The sequence below is a fragment of the Allobosea sp. OAE752 genome, from assembly GCF_050433265.1.
GTDB classification, from domain to species: domain Bacteria; phylum Pseudomonadota; class Alphaproteobacteria; order Rhizobiales; family Beijerinckiaceae; genus Allobosea; species Allobosea spartocytisi.
Map to the genome: position 1 here is coordinate 53658 of NZ_JBNPXO010000003.1, position 17066 is coordinate 70723.

Below are 17066 nucleotides of genomic sequence, written 5' to 3' on the forward strand. Positions count from 1 at the left end.
CGCCACGTTACTATGATGTCGCAGGGTGAACACCGCGTCTGCGCGGCCCCTCTCGCCGCAAGCTCAGCACGCCGTTCCGGTCGAGCGACAGGATGCATCCGGAGAACGTCCGCTTTGTGGCGGACCCAGCACGCGATGCGGCGAGCAGCGCCGCTGCGCAGGCCTCCAGCCGCTCCAGCCGCCCATAGCTCTCGACGCCTTGCGTCATTTCCGCCAGCGCAAGCGCCAGCACGCGCAGGACGATCTCCTCCGGCTCTTCGGCAAGCTGCCGGAAGCCGAGCCGCCGCTCCTCCCCCACGGTGACCGGGAGCCGCCGCTGCGCCAGCACATCCGCCGCCCGGCGTGCCAGGGCGCCCTCCTGCCGGGCCATGCGCTCCGCAAGCAATCCGAGCCGCGCCGCATCGAGGCCGTGTTCCGCGAGCGACGGCGCCAATTCGCGCCAGCGCACCCGCTCGAAACGCGAATCGGCATTGCTGGGATCGCGGACGAAGGGCAGGCCCCGTGCCTCGGCGGTAGCGATCAACCGCGATTTCGCGAGGCCCAGCAGCGGCCGGACGATCGCGACCGCGCCTCGCAAGCTGCGCGGGCGCATGCCGACGAGCCCCGCCGGCCCCGAACCATGGGCGATCCGCATCAGCAGCGTCTCGGCCTGGTCGTCGAGCGTATGCGCCGTGACGATGGCCGCGTTGCCGCGCCGCAGCGCTTCCTCCGCGAGGAGGTCGTAGCGAGCCTGCCGCGCGGCGGCCTGCAGGCCGTTGGCGGGCTTCGGCCCGGCCCAGCGCAGGATTCTGTGTGCGACGCCCAGCCGCCCGCAGAGCGAGGCGACCGCCTCGGCCTCGGCCGCAGCCTCCGGCCGCAAGCCGTGATCGACCGTCGCGGCGTGGATCGAGGGACGCCCCGGCAGCTTCGCCCAGTCCGACAGCAGCGCCAGCACAGCGACGGAATCGGGCCCGCCCGAAACGGCGACGAGCAGCCCCGGCTCATCTGCCAGAGGCTCGAACAAGGCACTGGCCTCGGCAGCCGAAACCGGCGTCGCCGAAGGATCGAGAGGGGGAACCGCGCTCAAGCGCAGCCGGAACGGCGGCGCTCGCGCTCGACCGCCTGCCGCACGGCACTGGAAGCCTGCGGATAATCCACGCCGACCTTGGCATAGGTGGCGCAGGCCTGCTCCTTGGCGCCGAGCCCGTTCAGCGCCATGCCGAGCCTGAGCAGGCTGTCAGGCGCCTTGCCGGCGCGCGGCGATTCCTTGGAAATCTTTAGGAACTGCTCCGCCGCCTCGCGATAGCGCTGGCGCTGCATGTAGCTCTCGCCGAGCCAGAAGGTCGCGTCGGTGGCGAGCCGGTCACGCGGATAGCTCTGCAGGAACTGGCGAAAGCCCATCTCGGCCTGCTCGTATTCGCGGCGCTGGAACGCCGCATAGGCGCCGTCATAGGCCTCCTTGGCCGTGGCCGGACCGCTCGCTGCGGCGACGCTCTGGCCGCGCGGGACGCCCGGAGCCGCCCCGCCCTGCTGGACCGGGCGCCCGACGCCTTGCAGATCGAGCGGCTGGCCCGTCGCCGGGCCTCCGGAATACTCGTCCTCGATGATGCCGGCGATGCCACCGCCAAGCTGTTGGGGGGCCCCGGCCGCGCCCTGCTGGGTCGTCGGGTCGAAGGCATCGCCGCGGCGCTGGCGCTGCGGCGTCCCGCCGGCGGGAGGCGTGGCGGAGGGACGCGCACCGCCCTTTTCGTTCAGGCGGAAATCGACATCCTGCTGAAAGCGGCTGAGCTGGTCGCTCAGGCGCTTGTTCTCGAACTGGAGCTGCTCGATCTGTCCGGCCATCTGGCGGAGCTGGTTTTCGAGCCGGGTGGTGCGCACCAGCAGATCGGCGGCATCCTGCGCCGAAGCCGGCAGGGCCGCTCCGAAAAGCCCCGCAGCGAGCGCGAGCGCCGGCAATGCCGGACGGGCGAGGAGGCGGGCAAGGGAAAAGCCAGGCATCTGAAAAACCGGTTCCTTAACTGAAACTGTCGCGCATCTCTTATATCACTCACGCACCACGGCCAAAATATGAACAACTTCATGAGCCGCCTGCGAAATTCGGCTGGCGCCGGCAAAACGCCTCTGGCGCTTTGCCGGCGCGTTGCCTACATTGGTTGGGCGGGGCTGCCTGGTGCGTGCGAGACAGCATTCCCCGGGCCCATACGACTCCCTAGGGAGCTGTCCCTGACCGGGTCCCTGGATCCGGACACACGGCGCCCACCTACTTCTGTAGGTGTCCCGGGATTCAAAACTCCACGGCCGAGGTGGCTCCGCAGCCTTTATGACCAGCATGGCGTCCGAGACCCTTCCCCAGCCTTCCGCCGTCAAGGCGGCGCTACGCGCGTCGGCGCTCGCCCGGCGTGATGCGCTCGAGATCGACGACCGCCTCGAATGGGACCCCGACATCGCGGAACGGACGCTGGCTTTGCCGCTCTGGAATGCGGACGGCCCGGTTTCTGCCTATTGGCCGATGCGCTCGGAGGCCGATCCACGCCCGGTCCTGGAAGAGCTGCACCGGCGCGGCCTGCCGCTCTGCCTGCCCGCGATCGTCGCCGAGCGCATGATCTTCCGCCGATGGGCGCCCTATGAGCCGATCGTTCCGGGTGGTTTCGGCACACTCGTTCCGTCCCCGCAGCAGCCCGAGATCGCGCCGCGCATCCTGATCGTGCCGCTGGCCGCCTTCGACCGGCGCGGCTACCGCATCGGCTACGGCCGGGGCTATTACGATCGCGCGCTGGCCGAGCTCGGCCCGACCGTCAGCATCGGCATCGCCTATGCGGCGCAGGAGATCGAAGCCGTGCCCGACCAGCCGCATGACCGGCGCCTCGACTGGATCGTGACCGAGCGCGAAACCATCCGCTGCGGTTGATTCTGCCGGGCTTTCGGGCCACGGAGGAAGCATAACAGCCTGCGGACCGGTTTCATGCGTCTTCTCTTCCTCGGTGACATCGTCGGCCGCCCGGGCCGGATTGCGGTGCAGGAGCGCCTGCCTGCCCTGCGCGAAGCCTGGAAGCTCGACTGCGTCGTCATCAACGGCGAGAATTCCGCCGGCGGCTTCGGCATCACCGAGGCGATCTGCGACGAGATCCTCGCCGCCGGCGCCGATGTGATCACGCTGGGCAACCATTCCTGGGACCAGCGCGAGGCCCTCGTCTTCATCAACAGGCAGGACAGGCTGATCCGCCCGGCCAATTATCCGCCCGGCACGCCCGGCCGTGGCGCCACGGTCGTCGAAGCCCGCAACGGCGCCCGGGTGCTCGTCGTCAACGTCATGGGCCGGCTCTTCATGGACCCGCTGGACGACCCCTTCGCCGCCGTCGAGCGCGAGCTTGCCGCTTGCCCGCTCGGCGAGGTCGCGGATGCCGTCATCGTCGATGTTCATGCCGAGGCGACGAGCGAGAAACAGGCCATGGCCTATTTCCTCGATGGCCGCGCCAGCCTCGTCGTCGGCACGCATACCCATGCGCCGACCTCGGACACGCGCATCCTGCCGGCCGGAACCGCCTATCAATCCGATGCCGGCATGTGCGGCGATTATGATTCCGTGCTCGGCATGCAGAAGGACGAACCGGTGCGCCGCTTCCTGCAGAAGGTGCCCGGCGCGCGACTGGAGCCGGCCACCGGCGAAGGCACGCTCTCGGGCATCGCCGTCGAGATCGACGACGCGACCGGGCTGGCCAAAGCCACTTGGGCGGTCCGCATCGGCCCGCATCTGAGCGAGGCCCTGCCCGGCTGGGCCGCCTGAGCCAAGGCCCGCTCGGTTAGATCGCCGCGCGTCCCAGCGGACCCATGAGCGGCGATCTATCTGCTTGTCATTGCAACCTATGATTCCGGAAAGCCGGCTCCGCTTTCCGGTCGGAAGCGACGGCGCGGGACTGCCGGATCAAGGTCTCGAAGGCCTCGCTCATGCCGGCCGCGTGCCGGGAGAGCGCGCCGGCGACACCCAGCACCTCGGAGACGGCATTGCCCGCCTCCTGCGCCCGCGTGCTCAGCTTGCCGATCGCATCGGCATTCGCCTCCGTGCCCACCGCGGCCTGATGCGCGCTGCGGGCGATCTCCTGCGTCGCAGCCCGCTGCTCGTCGATGCTGGCGGCGACGACCGAGGCGATCCCGCTGACCTGGCTGACGAAAGCGACGATGCGTTCGAGCGCCGCGACCGCCTCGCGCGTCGCCGCCTGCATCGCCGGCACCTGCGCGGCGATCTCGCCTGTCGCCTGCGCCGTCCGGGCCGACAACTGCTTCACCTCCGTCGCGACGACGGCGAAGCCGCGCCCGGCCTCGCCGGCGCGCGCCGCCTCGATCGTGGCGTTGAGGGCGAGCAGATTGGTCTGGCTCGCGATCATCTGGATCAGCTCGACGACCGAGCCGATCGTGTTGGCCGAGCGCGACAGGCTCTGGACGATCGCATCCGTCTGCTGCGCGGCCGCATCGGCCTCATGGGCCAGTTCCGAGGCGCGGACGACCTCCGCCGCGACATGGTCGAGCGAGATCGACAGCTCGTTCGTGGCCGCCGCGACATTGCTGACATTGCTCGACGCGTCGTCCGCGGTCCGCACGGCCATGAAAGCCTGCGCGCTGGTCTCGCCGACGACGGCCTCCATGGTAGCGGCCAGGCTCTCGACCTTCACCGCGCCCGAGCCGACGGCGCTCACGACGTCGCGGACCGTGCCCTCGAAGGCTTCGATCTGCCGGCGCGTGGCGTCACGGCGGTCCTGCTCGACCAGCGCATAGGTCTCGAGGAGGAGTTCGAGGTCGAACTGGGCGGCCTTGGACAGGGCCGCACGCGTGGCGATCCCGGTATCGAGGCGCGCGCGGCGCCAGCGCCCGCTCAGGCTCGTCAATCTGCGCTGGTCGAGCCCGAGTTCGGCGATCAGGGCGTTGACCACGATGCCGTGGCAGATGACGACCGCATAGATCGGGACACCATGCTCGTGGAAAGCCGTCGCCAGGCTACGGGCCGACTCCGTGAACCCTTCGCCGAAATCGCCCGAGGCCAACCGGATCCAGTGTGCCAGCCGTCGCTCGTGAACCTGCGGCTGGCTCAGCGCCTTGGCGATCTCAGGCCAGGGCGCGAACTGTTCGTGCAGTTGCGGCAATAGCGAGGGCAGGCGTGCGCGCGCGAAACCCGCCAGCGCCGCCAGCAGCGCCAGGTCGCGCTCCGAGATCTGGAAGGCGCGAAAACGGTGCTCCTGCCCGGCGATCGTTTTGGTGGTCAAGGTGTCACTCGGGATGGCGGGAGCGGTAGCGGGGCGCGGGTCGGTACTGCCCTGAATGCTGCGCTTGCACGGTAAAGATTCATCTAATGGGAGGCTCGGACAGGGCCGCATCCCGCTTGCCTGCGGGCAAATCCGCCGCCTATAAGGCCGCTTTGCTGGATCGCTGGGCTGGAACGCCGCCCGGACCAGGCGCGTTACGGATCAATCGCAGAAGGCAACGGAAGCCCATGGCCGGCCATTCACAGTTCAAGAACATCATGCACCGCAAGGGCAAGCAGGACGCGGTGCGTTCCAAGCTGTTCTCGAAACTGGCCCGCGAAATCACCGTCGCCGCCAAGATGGGCATGCCGGATCCCAACATGAACCCGCGCCTGCGCATGGCCGTGCTCGCCGCCCGGGCCGAGAACATGCCCAAGGACAACATCCAGCGCGCCATCAACAAGGCGGCCGGCGGCGAGGGCGATAACTATGACGAGGTCCGCTATGAGGGCTACGGCCCGGGCGGCGCCGCCGTCATCGTCGAGGCGCTGACCGACAACCGCAACCGCACGGCTTCCGCCGTGCGCTCCTACTTCACCAAGTCGGGCGGCGCGCTCGGCGAAAGCAACTCCGTCTCCTTCATGTTCAACCGCGTCGGCGAGATCAGCTATCCGCCGGAGGCCGGCGACGCCGACACCGTGATGGAAGCCGCGATCGAGGCCGGCGCCGACGACGTGATCTCGGACGAGAACGGCCACACCATCCTCTGCGCCTTCGACGCCCTGAACGAGGTCTCGAAGGCCCTCGAAGCCGCGCTCGGCGCGCCGGCTTCGGCGAAGCCCGTCTGGCGGCCGACGACTTCGGCCCCGCTCGACGAGGAGAAGGCCGCCTCGATGATGCGATTGATGGAAGCGCTCGACAATGACGACGACGTCCAGAACGTCTTCGCCAATTTCGAGATCGCCGACGACATCATGGCCAAGCTCAGCGCCTGAGGGGAGCCGGCTCGCTTCACGGCGTCATTCTCGGGCGAAGCGGAGCGCAGACCCGAGAATCCCGGGCCGAAGGAGGCTCTAGAGCCTCCCTTTCGATGAGATGCTCGGGGCGAGCCCGAGCATGACGTCCTTCAGCGTCCGATCATCGCATCCCAGAGCGGCAGGCTGATCAGGGCGCTGAGGAAGATCACCAGATAGGCGCCGCGCCGGAAGCTCGCCTCCGAGGCGAGGCGGAAGCCATGCACGCCGCCCCAGAAGCCGATCGCGTAGACGGCGAAAAGCGGCACCGCCGTCAGCAGCGCCTGCAGGGTGAGGATGCCCTTCCACCACAGCACCGCGCCGCTGATGAAGGTCGAGATCCCGAAAAAGGTCTGCAGGTTGGCACGCGTCTTGTGGCGGTCATTGCGCTGCGCGCCGAGCCAGAACACGGCGAGCGGCATCCCGCCGATCGAGGCCATGCCGTTGCACAAGCCGGAGAGCGCGCCGACGCCGAGCGAGAGCGAGACGGTCGGCCGCCCGTGATAGCGCCAGCCCGAGGCCATCAGCCCGACGGCCGCCAGCACCAGCAGCGCCAGCACCCAGCGCATCGTTTCGCGATCGAGCCAGGTGAGCAGCCAGACGCCGGCCGGCAAGGCGAGCGTCGCGGTCACGAGCAGCGGCACGATCTCCCGCCATTCGGCTTGTCTCGCGCTCCGGGCAGCGACCGGCAGGGCCACGGGCAGGTCGATGAACCAGATCAGCCCCAGCGCCGCGACCGGCCCCAACACCACCGAGGCGAGCGGCATGAACACCATCGCGAAGCCGAAGCCGGTGAAGCCGCGTACCAGCCCCCCGAGCAATGTAGCGGCGAGGAGAACGGCGACGCCGCCGCCGGCGAGAGCCGGAAAGAACAGGTTTTGCAGGCCGGACATCACGGGAGAAATGCGAGGAGGGAAACGAACTGCACCATGTCCTTGCCCGGCCGGAAAAGGAAATCGTCCTTTCTGATGCGTCCGATGAGGAGAATTCATCCATGCCGGCGCATCGCATGGGACAAATCCGAAACACCCGCTAGTTTGAGGCACCATGGCACCTCCGATTCGCATCCTCGGCATCGATCCCGGCCTCCGGAAGACCGGCTGGGGGATCGTCATATCGGAGGGCAGCAAGCTCTCCTTCGTCGCCTGCGGCTGTATCGAGAGCGATGGCGCGCTGCCGCTCGGCGACCGGCTGCGGCAGCTTCACGAAGGCATCGGCAAGGTGATCGCCGCCCACAAGCCGCATGAGGCGGCGGTGGAGGAGACCTTCGTCAACCGCGACCCGCAATCGGCGCTGAAGCTCGGACAGGCCCGCGGCATCGCGCTGGTGGTGCCATCGCTGGCAGGGCTGAGCGTGGCGGAATATGCCGCCAATCTCGTCAAGAAGACCGTGGTCGGCGTCGGCCATGCCGACAAGAAGCAAGTCCAGGCGATGATCCGCGTGCTGCTGCCCAAGGCCGAGACCAGCTCCGCCGACGCCGCGGATGCGCTGGCCGTCGCGATCTGCCATGCCCAGCATCGCGGCATGAGGGCCCTGGTCGCGCAGATGCGCGCGGCGGGCTGAATGACGGCCGGGGAATCCACACGATGATCGGCAAGCTCAAGGGCCTGATCGACTCCTATGGCGAGGATCACGTCATCATCGACGTGCAGGGCGTCGGCTATGTCGTGCAATGCTCCTCGCGCACGCTCCAGCGGCTGCCCAAGCCCGGCGAGGCGGCCGTGCTCTCGATCGAGACCCATGTCCGCGAAGATGCGATCCGCCTCTACGGCTTCATGTCCGATGTCGAGCGCGACTGGTTCCGGCTGATGCAGGTGGTGCAGGGGGTCGGCGCCAAGGTCGCGCTCGCCATCCTCTCGACGCTCGACCCCGGCGGCCTCGCCACCGCCATCGCCACCAATGACAAGGCGGCCATCGCCCGCGCACCGGGCGTCGGCCCCAAGCTGGCGCAGCGCCTCTGCGCCGAGCTGAAGGACAAGGCGCCGGCCTTCGGCCATGTCGATCCGAGTCTCGCCCAGCTCTCCGGCGCGCTCGAGGACAGGAAGCTGCCCCAGCCCGTGGCCGATGCCGTCTCGGCGCTGGCCAATCTCGGCTACCCGCAGGCCCAGGCCATCGCCGCAATCGCCGCGGCGGCGAAGGAGGCCGGGGACGGCGCCGGCACCGCCCAGCTCATCAAGCTCGGCCTGAAGGAGCTGGCGAAGTGAGCCCGGCCGGCGAGCCGGACGATCTCGAACTGCGCGTCGTCACCGACAAGGGCGAACTGCTCAAGATCATGATGGTGGCCTGGGGCTCGCACCGCATGATGATCGACCTCCACGTCTATGACGTGGCCGAGATCGACGCGCTCGGCCTCTACGAACCGAATGGGCGCACGGCGGCACTCGCGAGCTGGACGATCCGGGGCGAGACGGCCTATCTCTGCGCCCTGCATTCGCTGAGACCCGGCGAAGGCGTCGCCATCCAGATGCTCGATGCGGTGATCGCGGCCGCGAGAGCGGCGGGGGCGAAACGGCTCAAGGCCATGCTGACCAACGACAACATGCCGGGCCTCGTCTTCTATCAGCGGCGCGGCTTTCGGCTGTCCGGGCTTTATCTCGACGCGATCGACGCCTATCGCTCCGTCGTGCCGACCATCATCAAGACGGGATACAAGGACATTCCGATCCACGACGCCATCGAGCTGGAGATCGCACTGTGAGCGAACCCAAGCGCTCCGGGCTGATGACGGCCGAACGCCGCGAGGACGACAGCGAGACCTCGCTGCGCCCGCTTTCGCTGTCCGATTTCACCGGCCAGGCAGCGGCGCGCGCCAATCTCCAGGTCTTCATCAATGCAGCCAGGACCCGTGGCGACGCGCTCGACCATGTCCTCTTCGTCGGCCCGCCCGGTCTCGGCAAGACGACGCTGGCGCAGATCGTGGCGCGCGAGCTCGGCGTCAATTTCCGCTCGACCTCCGGCCCCGTCATCGCCAAGGCCGGCGATCTCGCGGCCCAGCTCACCAATCTCGAAGAGCGCGACGTGCTCTTCATCGACGAGATCCACCGCCTCAACCCGGCGGTCGAGGAAATCCTCTATCCGGCGATGGAGGACTATCAGCTCGATCTGATCATCGGCGAAGGCCCGGCCGCGCGTTCGGTCAAGATCGACCTGCCCAAATTCACCCTCGTCGGCGCCACCACCCGCGCCGGCCTGCTGACCACGCCGCTGCGCGACCGCTTCGGCATCCCGATCCGCCTGCAGTTCTACACGGTCGAGGAATTGCAGGGCATCGTCTCGCGCGGCGCCCGCGTGCTCGGCGTGCCGATGTCCGACGATGGCGCCAACGAGATCGCCAAGCGCTCCCGCGGCACGCCGCGCATCGCCGGGCGCCTGCTCCGCCGCGTGCGCGATTTCGCCATCGTCGACGGCGACCCGATCGTCACCCGCAAGGTCGCCGACAAGGCGCTCTCCCTGCTCGACGTCGACGCGATCGGCCTCGACCAGATGGACCGGCGCTATCTCACCACCGTCGCGATCAATTTCGGCGGCGGCCCGGTCGGGATCGAGACCATCGCCGCCTCGCTCTCCGAGCCGCGCGACGCGATCGAGGAGATCATCGAGCCCTTCCTGCTCCAGCAGGGCTTCATCCAGCGCACGCCGCGCGGGCGCCTGCTGACGCCGCACGCCTTCCGCCATCTCGGCATGCCCGAACCCTCGCGCGAGACGGCGCAGTTCGGCTTGTTTGGAAACGACGAGGACGAGGCGTGAGGCAGATCCTTCGGAATGTCGCGCTGGCGCTCGCCCTGACCGGCCTGTTCGCCGTCCTGGCGGTTTCGGCTCGCGCCGGTGACGACGTGCCGCGCGGGCCGGTGGAAGAAGGCTACGCCATCACGATCAAGATGCTCGCCGCCAAGGGCAAGGCCCGGCCGCCGGCCTGGCGCCCGCCACATCGCGACCGGCTGATGAGCAAGAGCCTCGCCGCGCTCTTCGCCCGCGACGACCTTTATCAGGACGAGAGCGGCGATATGGGCCAGATCGGCGCCGACCCCTTCCTCAACGGCCAGGACGGCGAGATCAAGAAGCTGAACTTCGACACGATCCCGGTCGCGGCCGGAAAGGCCACGGTGCTGGCCAATTTCCGCAGCTTCGGCAAGCCCGTGACCGTCCAATTCCAGATGATCAGGGAGGACGGCGGCTGGCGCATCGACGACATCGTCAACCGCTTCGAAGGCAAGGACTATTCGATCCGCGAGCAGCTCTCGCAGCCCTATGACTGCGGCTCCTTCATGAACAAGCCCTGCAAGCGCTGAGCGTCTGCAGGGCTCGATGACGACGGATCCCGAATCTGCGCTGCTACGCAGCTTGTCCGGGATGACGCCACGTCTCCGTCGGAAATCGGCACCCCGCTACGGCTGACGCGCGATCTTGGAGCGCATCATCGCCGGGCGGGCGCCGGCATCGTTCAGCGCGCCGGACTTGACCGCCTTGGGGTTTTCGACCGGCCGCATGCCCTTGCCGGCCGTGCGGCTGGCGGGACGTTGCGCCGCGCTCTGGCGTTGTTTCAGTGCCAGCGCCTTGCGGGCGAGGCTGCGCTGGCTCGGAGCCTTTTCCTTCTCGGCCCGGCGCGTACGCTCGGCTCCGACGCGCTTCAGCGCCGCGGTCAGCGCGTCGGCCTTGGCCTTGGTGCCGCTGTTGTCGCTCGCCGGCTTCGCGCCTTTGGGCTCGGCCTTGCCGCGCATCTCGCGCTTCTGCCGGCGGGCACCGTCGCGCGCCTTGTCGCGGCGCTCGCGCAGCTTGGCGGCGAGATCGCGCAATTCATCGTCCGGAAGAGCACCGATCGCACCGCGCTGGGTGCGTGCGACGAGATCGAGCTCGGTCTTGTCGAGCAGCCGCGCGGTCGCCTTGCTGGATTGCGCCATCACTTGTCCTCCCATGGGTCACGCAACGGGTAACGCCGCTTCGGCTGAGCAGTTCCAGCCTTTCCGAAGCCGTATCGATTGGTCTATGGCAGCGGCAACCGTTCGATACCCCTCCGGAGCACCATGAGCAGGGTCCATCGCCTCGACATCCGCGTCTACTATGAGGACACCGACTTCTCCGGCGTGGTCTATCACGCCTCCTATCTGCGCTTCATGGAGCGTGGCCGCACCGAGCTCATCCGCGCGCTCGGCATCGAGCAGCGCGAGCTCTTCGACGGCGAGACGGCGCTGGGCTTCGCCGTCCGCAAGATGACGATCGACTTCCTGCGCCCCGCCGTGATGGACGACCTGCTGACGGTCGAGACGCACTGCACCGCCGCGCGCGGCGCCACCATGGATCTCGAGCAGCGCGTGCTGCGCGGCGAGGAGGTGCTGATCGCGGCGCAGGTCATGGTCGCCTGCATCGGCGGCGGCCGGGCACGGCGCATTCCCGACGGCTTGCGCAAACGGCTGATGCTCGACGACTGACGCTGCCGCGCATGACCATCGACGTAAGGCCCACCCGCATGTTAGCGCTCTTAACATGAGCTGGAAGCGCGACAGACCCGAAACGCCCCGCGGCTATCACCATGGCAACCTCAAGGAGGAGCTGGTGCGGGCCGCGCTGGGGCTGATCGGAGAGAAGGGACCGAACGGCTTCACCTTCGCCGAGGCCGCGCGCATGGCCGGCGTCAGCCCGGCCGCGCCCTATCGGCATTTCCGTGACCGCGACGAGTTGCTGGCCGATGTGGCCGCGCGCGGCTTCCAGGCCTTCGAGGCGTCGCTGTCGCGTGCCTGGGACCAGGGGCGTCCCGACCCCGAATCTGCCTTCCACCGGCTCGGCCGTGCCTATCTGGCTTTCGCCCATGACGAGCCGGCCTATTATTCCGCCATGTTCGAGGCCGGCGTGTCGCTCGATGCAAGCCCGGAATTGCGGGCCGCTGCCGACCGCGCCTTCGCCAATCTGCGGCAGGCGGCCGAGGCCTTGATCGCCCGGCTGCCGCAGAACAAGCGCCCGCCCGCGCTGATGATGGCGCTGCACATCTGGGCGATGTCGCATGGCATCGCCGCCCTGTTCGGCCGCGCCGATGGCGGCCGGCGGCCGCTGCCCATGTCGGCCGCGGAACTGCTCGAGGCGGGCATGCTGATTTACCTCCAGGGCCTGGGAATCGGCCCGGAAACCGCGCCCCCACCCGCCGTCTGACGATTTTTCGCCGGCCATTCTTGACAAGCCGGACCCTCGCGAGCATCTATGTGAATGTGATTTACATTCACGTCGATGAGCGGAGGAGAAAGATGCCGATCGTCACGAAGCTTGACGAATACGGAAGAGGAGCCTGGATCGCCTTCGCGGTGCTCGGCTTCATCGTGTGGTGGCCGCTGGGTCTGGCGACCCTGGCCTTTCTGTTTGGGAGTGGACGCATGGGTTGCGGATATGCCGGAGACCGTTACGAACATCGGATGAGCCGCCTGCAGGGCAAGATGGACCGGATGCGCGAGCGCATGGCGGGCCGTGAGGGCCGCGGTTTCGGCGGCGGCTTCGGCGGCTGGGGCCGCGAGCCCTCGAGCGGCAACCGTGCCTTCGACGAGTATAAGGCCGAGACGCTGCGCCGGCTCGAGGACGAGCAGCGCGAGTTCCACGATTTCCTGGGCCGCCTGCGCATGGCCCGCGACAAGGCCGAGTTCGATCAGTTCATGAACGACCGCCGCAACAACCCGCCGGCCAATCCCCCGGCCCAGCCCGACGCGGCCTGAGGCCCGGCACGACCACCATCGGAACGCGAAACGAGCCCGCCCTGATCAACCAGGGCGGGCTTTCTGCTGCCTTGTCCCTCGCGGGCCGTCAGCCTGCATCGTCCGTATACCGGACATTAACCTTGCCGGGGGCTTAACTCGAACCGGAGCATGCGTTTCGTGGGAAACCCCGGTTCGGCCCATCTTTCGCCGGATTCGCGCGCGAAAGACAGGGTACGGCATTTCCCCGGATCGTGAAAAGGGCGGCGGCGTGGGTCTTCCGCGACGCGAACGGCGGGGTTTGGATCAGGACCGTGAGCCTCTAGGCCAAGCTTCTGGTCGCACCGCCTGGGTTGGAAGGATGACAGGATGAACCCCGCCGACGTCGCGCAGGCCGCGCCGCAGATCGACATGTCGTTCTGGACGCTGTTCTGGCACGCTCATATCGTCGTCAAGCTCGTCATGATGGGCCTGCTCGGCGCCTCGATCTGGTGCTGGTCGATCATCATCGACAAGACGCTGCTCTACCGGCGCACCCGCAAGGATATGGACGCCTTCGAGGAGGTGTTCTGGTCTGGCCGCTCGCTCGAGGAGCTCTATCGCGACCTCGCCAGCAAGCCCGTCGCCGACATGGCGGCCGTCTTCGTCGCGGCGATGCGGGAGTGGAAGCGCTCCTTCGAGAATGGCGGGCGCTCGGTCGCCAGCCTCCCCCAGCGCATCGACAAGGTGCTCGACGTCACCATCCAGCGCGAAACGGAGCGGCTGGAATCGGGACTGCTCGTGCTTTCGACCATCGCCTCGGCCGCGCCCTTCATCGGCCTGTTCGGCACGGTCTGGGGCATCATGACCTCCTTCACCGCCATCGCCGTCTCCAAGAACTCCTCGCTCGCCGTGGTGGCGCCCGGCATCGCGGAGGCGCTCTTCGCCACCGCCATCGGCCTCTTCGCCGCCATTCCCGCGCTGATGGCCTACAACAAGTTGCAATCCGAGGTCGCCAAGGCGCAAGGGCGCCTCGAAGCCTTCGCCGACGAGTTCTCCGCGATCCTGTCGCGGCAGATCGACGAGCGCATGGCGGCGTGAGGGGCTGAACGATGGGAATGTCCGCAGCCGGAGCGCAACAGGGCGGGGGCCGTCGGGGCCGCCGCTCGCGCCGCCACCGCGCCATCGCCGAGATCAACATGACGCCGTTCATCGACGTCATGCTGGTGTTGCTCATCATCTTCATGGTCGCGGCGCCGCTGATCGCCACCGGCGTGCCGCTCGACCTGCCGCAGACCGGGGCGAAGCCGATCAATGTCGACCAGAAGCCGGTCACGATCGCCATCGACGGCAAGGGCCAGATCTTCCTGCAGGACGAGGCGACGCTCGAGCCCGACCTCGTCACCAAATTGCAGGGCCTCGCCAAGCAGGGTTTCGACGAGCGCATCTATGTGCGCGCCGACAAGCTGGTCGATTACGGCCGCGTCGCTTCGGTCATGTCGACCATCACCGCCGCCGGCTTCAAGCGGGTCGCTCTGGTGACGGAACCGGCGAACCGCTGAGGACGATGGAAGTAAGGGTACTCAGGGCGTGAAGCTTTCGACCTCCGAACCTGGCATGCTGGTGTCGGCGCTTGGCCACACGACGGCGCTCGTCGTCGGGCTGCTGGCGTTCTCGTCGCCTGCGCCGCTGCCGGAGCATCAGGAGGCGATCGCCGTCGAGCTCGTCGATCCCAACGCGCTGAACCAGATCACCCGCGGCGAGCGCAACGCGCAGAAGGTCGAGGAAAAGCCGACCCCGCGCGCCGAGCGCCAGTCCGACGTGGTCGAGCGCAAGGAGGCCGGCGAGGCCAAGGCCGACAACCCCGCCCCGCCCACGCGCCCGCCCGAGCTGAAGACGGCCGACGAGAATGCCGCCGCGCCGCTGCCGCCGGCCCGCCCGGTCGAGCAGCCCAAGCCCGAGGCGAAGCCGCCCGAGCCCGTCAAGCCGCCGCAGAAATCGGAGGCCGCCGCCGCGCAGGAGGCCGAGCAGAAGCGCCAGGAGCTGGCCAAGCTCGCCGAAGACGCCGAAATCGCCTCCAAGGCCAAGCAGGCCGAGGAACAGGCCAAGGCCGCCGCCAAGGCGAAGGCCGAGGCTGACGCCCAGCAGGCGAAAGCCAAGGCAGACGCGAAGGCCAAGGCCGACGCGCTCGCCAAGGCCGAAGCCGACAAGGCCGCCAAGGAACAGGCCGAGGCCGCCGCGAAGGCCAAGGCGGAGGCGGCCGCGAAGGCCAAGCTCGCCGCCGAGGCGAAGGCCAAGCAGGAGGCCGAGGCCAAGGCGAAGAAAGAGGCGCAGATCGCCAAGAACTTCAACGCCACCGACATCGAGCGCCTGCTGCAGTCGAAGGAAAAGGCGCAGTCCACCGGCTCCTCGGCGCCGCAGGTCAACCGCACCGCCTCGCTTGGCACCCAGACCGGCTCCTCGCAGAAGCTCAGCCCCTCGCTCAAGGCGCAGCTCATCGGCATCATCCAGGATCAGTTGCTGAAGTGCTGGAACGTGCCGATCGCGCTTGCCAACGCGCATGGCAACGCCAATGTCGTGCCGACGGTGCGCATGAAACTGAACACCGACGGCTCGCTCGCCGCCGAGCCCGGGGTGATCAACCGGTCTGCCGATCCGCTCTTCCAGGTCGCGGCCAGCTCGGCATTGACCGCGACCCGCCGCTGCGCGCCTTTGCGCATTCCGGCTCAATTTGCCGCCTATTATGACGACTGGCGTGACGTCGTCGTCAATTTCGACGCAAGGGACGTACTGTGACCCTGATCGACCGCACTCCCCTCCCCTTCCTCGCTTCGGCCCCGACGCGCCGCGGCCTCCTCGCCATGGCCGGCGCGAGCCTGCTCGTGCCCGCGGCGGCGAGAGCCGAGCTCGTCATCGACCTGCGCGGCGGCACCTTCCAGCCGATGCCGATCGCGATCGCGGATTTCGCCGGCGAGGGCGGCGTTCTCGTCTCCAGCGTCATCACCAACAACCTGAAGCGCTGCGGCTATTTCCTGCCCGTCGACAAGGGCCGCTTCCCCGAGAAGAACCCGCCCTTCGACGCCGCCCCGCAATTCCAGGCCTGGCAGGCCGCCGGCGTGCAGGCGCTGGTCACCGGCCGCGTCGCCCGCGAGGCCGGCCGCATCCGCGCCGAATTCCGCCTCTGGGACGTCGGCACGGGCACCCAGACCGACGGCCAGCAGTATTTCACCGACCCGAGCAACAGCCGCCGCGTCGGTCACATCATCTCGGACGCGATCTTCTCGAAGATCACCGGGCTCGGCGGCTTCTTCGACACCCGCATCGTCTTCGTCGATGAATCCGGCACCAAGGAGAACCGTCGCAAGCGCCTCGCCATCATGGATCAGGACGGCGCCAATGTGCGCTACCTGACCAATGGCGACGTCTCGGTCGTGACCCCGCGCTATTCGCCGGTCGGGCAGGATGTGACCTTCATGTCGCAGCGCCATGGCGAGCAGCCGCGCGTGCAGGTGCTCAACATCGAGACCGGCCAGCGCCAGATCGTCGGCAACTTCCCCGACATGACCTCGAGCCCGCGCTTCGCGCCGAACGGCCAGCGCATCGCGCTCTCGCTGCAGCAGGGCGGCAACGCCAATCTCTACGCCATCGACATCGCCTCGCGCTCGACGACGCGGCTGACCTCGACGGCGGCGATCGACACCTCGCCCTCCTATGCGCCCGACGGTTCCAAGATCGTCTTCGAGAGCGACCGCGGCGGCTCGCAGCAGCTCTATGTGATGCCGGCCGGCGGCGGCGAGGGCCAGCGCATCTCCTTCGGCCAGGGCCGCTATTCGCAGCCCACCTGGTCGCCGCGCGGAGACCTCATCGCCTTCACCCGGCAGAGCCCTAACGGCTTCGCCATCGGCGTGATGCGGCCCGACGGCTCGGGCGAGCGCATCCTGACGGAAGGCTTCCACAACGAGGCGCCGAACTGGGCGCCGAACGGCCAGTACCTGATGTTTTTCCGCGACCCCGGCGGCGAGACCGGCGGCAAGCTCTACATGGTCGACATCACCGGCCGCGTCGAAGTGCCGGTACCGACTCCGGCCTATGCCTCCGACCCGACCTGGTCGCCGCTGCTGAGCGGCCCGGCGCGCTGAGACGAGCATCGGCGAAGACGAACGCGCCGCCCGGCCTGCGCCGGGCGGCTT

20 protein-coding genes and 1 other RNA gene are annotated in these 17066 nt (G+C 68.4%); 16 read left to right on the forward strand and 5 right to left on the reverse strand.

Annotated features, from left to right (window positions below; genetic code table 11):
• Window positions 1–10: 10 nt before the first annotated feature.
• Complete coding sequence (gene tilS / locus GGC47_RS09385; RefSeq protein WP_429067798.1) at window positions 11–1003, reverse strand: tRNA lysidine(34) synthetase TilS; 993 nt, start codon at window positions 1001–1003, stop codon at window positions 11–13.
• A gap of 59 nt (window positions 1004–1062) precedes the next feature.
• The gene (gene ybgF, locus GGC47_RS09390; protein ID WP_051987575.1) at window positions 1063–1977 is read right to left on the reverse strand and encodes a tol-pal system protein YbgF; all 915 of its coding nucleotides are present in this window, start codon (window positions 1975–1977) and stop codon (window positions 1063–1065) included.
• Between the two features lie 159 nt (window positions 1978–2136).
• On the opposite strand from ybgF, the gene ssrS reads away from it, so the two are divergent.
• The 3 genes from ssrS (at window position 2137) to GGC47_RS09405 (ending at window position 3763) form a co-directional block, all read left to right on the forward strand.
• Window positions 2137–2293: non-coding RNA, 6S RNA (gene ssrS / locus GGC47_RS09395), on the forward strand.
• A 6-nt stretch (window positions 2294–2299) separates the two neighbouring features.
• Complete coding sequence (locus tag GGC47_RS09400; protein WP_370954511.1) at window positions 2300–2887, forward strand: 5-formyltetrahydrofolate cyclo-ligase; 588 nt, start codon at window positions 2300–2302, stop codon at window positions 2885–2887.
• Between the two features lie 54 nt (window positions 2888–2941).
• Window positions 2942–3763 carry a TIGR00282 family metallophosphoesterase gene (locus tag GGC47_RS09405; RefSeq protein WP_038359615.1) on the forward strand — a complete coding sequence of 274 codons (822 nt, stop codon included), beginning with the start codon at window positions 2942–2944 and terminating at the stop codon, window positions 3761–3763.
• A gap of 67 nt (window positions 3764–3830) precedes the next feature.
• Here the strand turns inward: GGC47_RS09405 and GGC47_RS09410 are convergent, their stop codons facing one another.
• Window positions 3831–5234: a methyl-accepting chemotaxis protein gene (locus tag GGC47_RS09410; protein WP_162737876.1), complete on the reverse strand. Its 1404-nt coding sequence runs from the start codon at window positions 5232–5234 to the stop codon at window positions 3831–3833.
• 227 nt (window positions 5235–5461) lie between these two features.
• On the opposite strand from GGC47_RS09410, the gene GGC47_RS09415 reads away from it, so the two are divergent.
• Window positions 5462–6208 carry a YebC/PmpR family DNA-binding transcriptional regulator gene (locus GGC47_RS09415; protein ID WP_038359618.1) on the forward strand — a complete coding sequence of 249 codons (747 nt, stop codon included), beginning with the start codon at window positions 5462–5464 and terminating at the stop codon, window positions 6206–6208.
• A gap of 131 nt (window positions 6209–6339) precedes the next feature.
• Here the strand turns inward: GGC47_RS09415 and GGC47_RS09420 are convergent, their stop codons facing one another.
• Complete coding sequence (locus GGC47_RS09420) at window positions 6340–7119, reverse strand: TSUP family transporter (RefSeq protein WP_429067803.1); 780 nt, start codon at window positions 7117–7119, stop codon at window positions 6340–6342.
• A 154-nt stretch (window positions 7120–7273) separates the two neighbouring features.
• Here GGC47_RS09420 and ruvC point away from each other — a divergent pair, with 154 nt between their 5' ends.
• From ruvC to GGC47_RS09445, 5 genes are read left to right on the forward strand one after another with little or no spacing between them, the layout of a single operon-like run.
• Window positions 7274–7789 (forward strand): crossover junction endodeoxyribonuclease RuvC, encoded by a 516-nt coding sequence (gene ruvC, locus GGC47_RS09425; RefSeq protein WP_112764481.1) that lies wholly within the window; start codon window positions 7274–7276, stop codon window positions 7787–7789.
• A 23-nt stretch (window positions 7790–7812) separates the two neighbouring features.
• Window positions 7813–8430, forward strand: coding sequence for a Holliday junction branch migration protein RuvA (gene ruvA / locus GGC47_RS09430; RefSeq protein WP_038359624.1), 618 nt, complete (start codon window positions 7813–7815; stop codon window positions 8428–8430).
• On the forward strand, window positions 8427–8924 hold the full coding sequence (locus GGC47_RS09435) for a hypothetical protein (protein WP_191125660.1): 498 nt from the start codon (window positions 8427–8429) through the stop codon (window positions 8922–8924). Before ruvA ends, GGC47_RS09435 begins: the two co-directional genes overlap by 4 nt.
• Window positions 8925–8947: 23 nt before the next feature.
• Window positions 8948–9973, forward strand: coding sequence for a Holliday junction branch migration DNA helicase RuvB (gene ruvB / locus GGC47_RS09440; RefSeq protein WP_051987631.1), 1026 nt, complete (start codon window positions 8948–8950; stop codon window positions 9971–9973).
• Entirely contained in the window at window positions 9970–10515 is a 546-nt protein-coding gene (locus tag GGC47_RS09445; protein ID WP_429067807.1) for a DUF3828 domain-containing protein, read from the forward strand. Before ruvB ends, GGC47_RS09445 begins: the two co-directional genes overlap by 4 nt.
• Before the next feature lie 96 nt (window positions 10516–10611).
• On the opposite strand, the gene GGC47_RS09450 is transcribed toward GGC47_RS09445, so the two are convergent.
• Window positions 10612–11124: a hypothetical protein gene (locus GGC47_RS09450; protein WP_429067809.1), complete on the reverse strand. Its 513-nt coding sequence runs from the start codon at window positions 11122–11124 to the stop codon at window positions 10612–10614.
• 123 nt (window positions 11125–11247) lie between these two features.
• Between GGC47_RS09450 and ybgC the strand changes: the two genes are divergently transcribed.
• The 7 genes from ybgC to tolB all read left to right on the forward strand — a co-directional run bounded on the left by ybgC (window position 11248) and on the right by tolB (window position 17015).
• Window positions 11248–11652 carry a tol-pal system-associated acyl-CoA thioesterase gene (gene ybgC / locus GGC47_RS09455; protein WP_038359633.1) on the forward strand — a complete coding sequence of 135 codons (405 nt, stop codon included), beginning with the start codon at window positions 11248–11250 and terminating at the stop codon, window positions 11650–11652.
• 55 nt (window positions 11653–11707) lie between these two features.
• A complete protein-coding gene (locus tag GGC47_RS09460; protein ID WP_038359635.1) occupies window positions 11708–12367 on the forward strand; it encodes a TetR/AcrR family transcriptional regulator in 660 nt (219 codons plus the stop codon).
• Between the two features lie 92 nt (window positions 12368–12459).
• Window positions 12460–12918, forward strand: a complete 459-nt coding sequence (locus GGC47_RS09465; RefSeq protein ID WP_038359637.1) for a DUF2852 domain-containing protein — start codon at window positions 12460–12462, stop codon at window positions 12916–12918.
• A gap of 348 nt (window positions 12919–13266) precedes the next feature.
• Window positions 13267–13977, forward strand: coding sequence for a protein TolQ (tolQ, locus tag GGC47_RS09470; RefSeq protein WP_038359641.1), 711 nt, complete (start codon window positions 13267–13269; stop codon window positions 13975–13977).
• A gap of 11 nt (window positions 13978–13988) precedes the next feature.
• Window positions 13989–14438 carry an ExbD/TolR family protein gene (locus GGC47_RS09475; protein ID WP_038359644.1) on the forward strand — a complete coding sequence of 150 codons (450 nt, stop codon included), beginning with the start codon at window positions 13989–13991 and terminating at the stop codon, window positions 14436–14438.
• Window positions 14439–14466: 28 nt separating this feature from the next.
• Window positions 14467–15672 (forward strand): cell envelope integrity protein TolA, encoded by a 1206-nt coding sequence (tolA, locus tag GGC47_RS09480; RefSeq protein ID WP_133564532.1) that lies wholly within the window; start codon window positions 14467–14469, stop codon window positions 15670–15672.
• A gap of 65 nt (window positions 15673–15737) precedes the next feature.
• Entirely contained in the window at window positions 15738–17015 is a 1278-nt protein-coding gene (tolB, locus tag GGC47_RS09485) for a Tol-Pal system beta propeller repeat protein TolB (protein WP_051987632.1), read from the forward strand.
• Window positions 17016–17066 lie beyond the last annotated feature (51 nt).

What these genes read in the sequence shown, in the direction of transcription:
- ybgF (WP_051987575.1), bottom strand. Translation starts at nt 1,977, where the DNA reads ATGCCTGGCTTTTCCCTTGCCCGCCTCCTCGCCCGTCCGGCATTGCCG.
- GGC47_RS09400 (WP_370954511.1), top strand. Translation starts at nt 2,300, where the DNA reads ATGACCAGCATGGCGTCCGAGACCCTTCCCCAGCCTTCCGCCGTCAAG.
- GGC47_RS09405 (WP_038359615.1), top strand. Translation starts at nt 2,942, where the DNA reads ATGCGTCTTCTCTTCCTCGGTGACATCGTCGGCCGCCCGGGCCGGATT.
- GGC47_RS09415 (WP_038359618.1), top strand. Translation starts at nt 5,462, where the DNA reads ATGGCCGGCCATTCACAGTTCAAGAACATCATGCACCGCAAGGGCAAG.
- GGC47_RS09420 (WP_429067803.1), bottom strand. Translation starts at nt 7,119, where the DNA reads ATGTCCGGCCTGCAAAACCTGTTCTTTCCGGCTCTCGCCGGCGGCGGC.
- ruvC (WP_112764481.1), top strand. Translation starts at nt 7,274, where the DNA reads ATGGCACCTCCGATTCGCATCCTCGGCATCGATCCCGGCCTCCGGAAG.
- ruvA (WP_038359624.1), top strand. Translation starts at nt 7,813, where the DNA reads ATGATCGGCAAGCTCAAGGGCCTGATCGACTCCTATGGCGAGGATCAC.
- ruvB (WP_051987631.1), top strand. Translation starts at nt 8,948, where the DNA reads ATGACGGCCGAACGCCGCGAGGACGACAGCGAGACCTCGCTGCGCCCG.
- GGC47_RS09450 (WP_429067809.1), bottom strand. Translation starts at nt 11,124, where the DNA reads ATGGCGCAATCCAGCAAGGCGACCGCGCGGCTGCTCGACAAGACCGAG.
- ybgC (WP_038359633.1), top strand. Translation starts at nt 11,248, where the DNA reads ATGAGCAGGGTCCATCGCCTCGACATCCGCGTCTACTATGAGGACACC.
- GGC47_RS09460 (WP_038359635.1), top strand. Translation starts at nt 11,708, where the DNA reads ATGAGCTGGAAGCGCGACAGACCCGAAACGCCCCGCGGCTATCACCAT.
- GGC47_RS09465 (WP_038359637.1), top strand. Translation starts at nt 12,460, where the DNA reads ATGCCGATCGTCACGAAGCTTGACGAATACGGAAGAGGAGCCTGGATC.
- tolQ (WP_038359641.1), top strand. Translation starts at nt 13,267, where the DNA reads ATGAACCCCGCCGACGTCGCGCAGGCCGCGCCGCAGATCGACATGTCG.
- GGC47_RS09475 (WP_038359644.1), top strand. Translation starts at nt 13,989, where the DNA reads ATGGGAATGTCCGCAGCCGGAGCGCAACAGGGCGGGGGCCGTCGGGGC.
- tolB (WP_051987632.1), top strand. Translation starts at nt 15,738, where the DNA reads ATGGCCGGCGCGAGCCTGCTCGTGCCCGCGGCGGCGAGAGCCGAGCTC.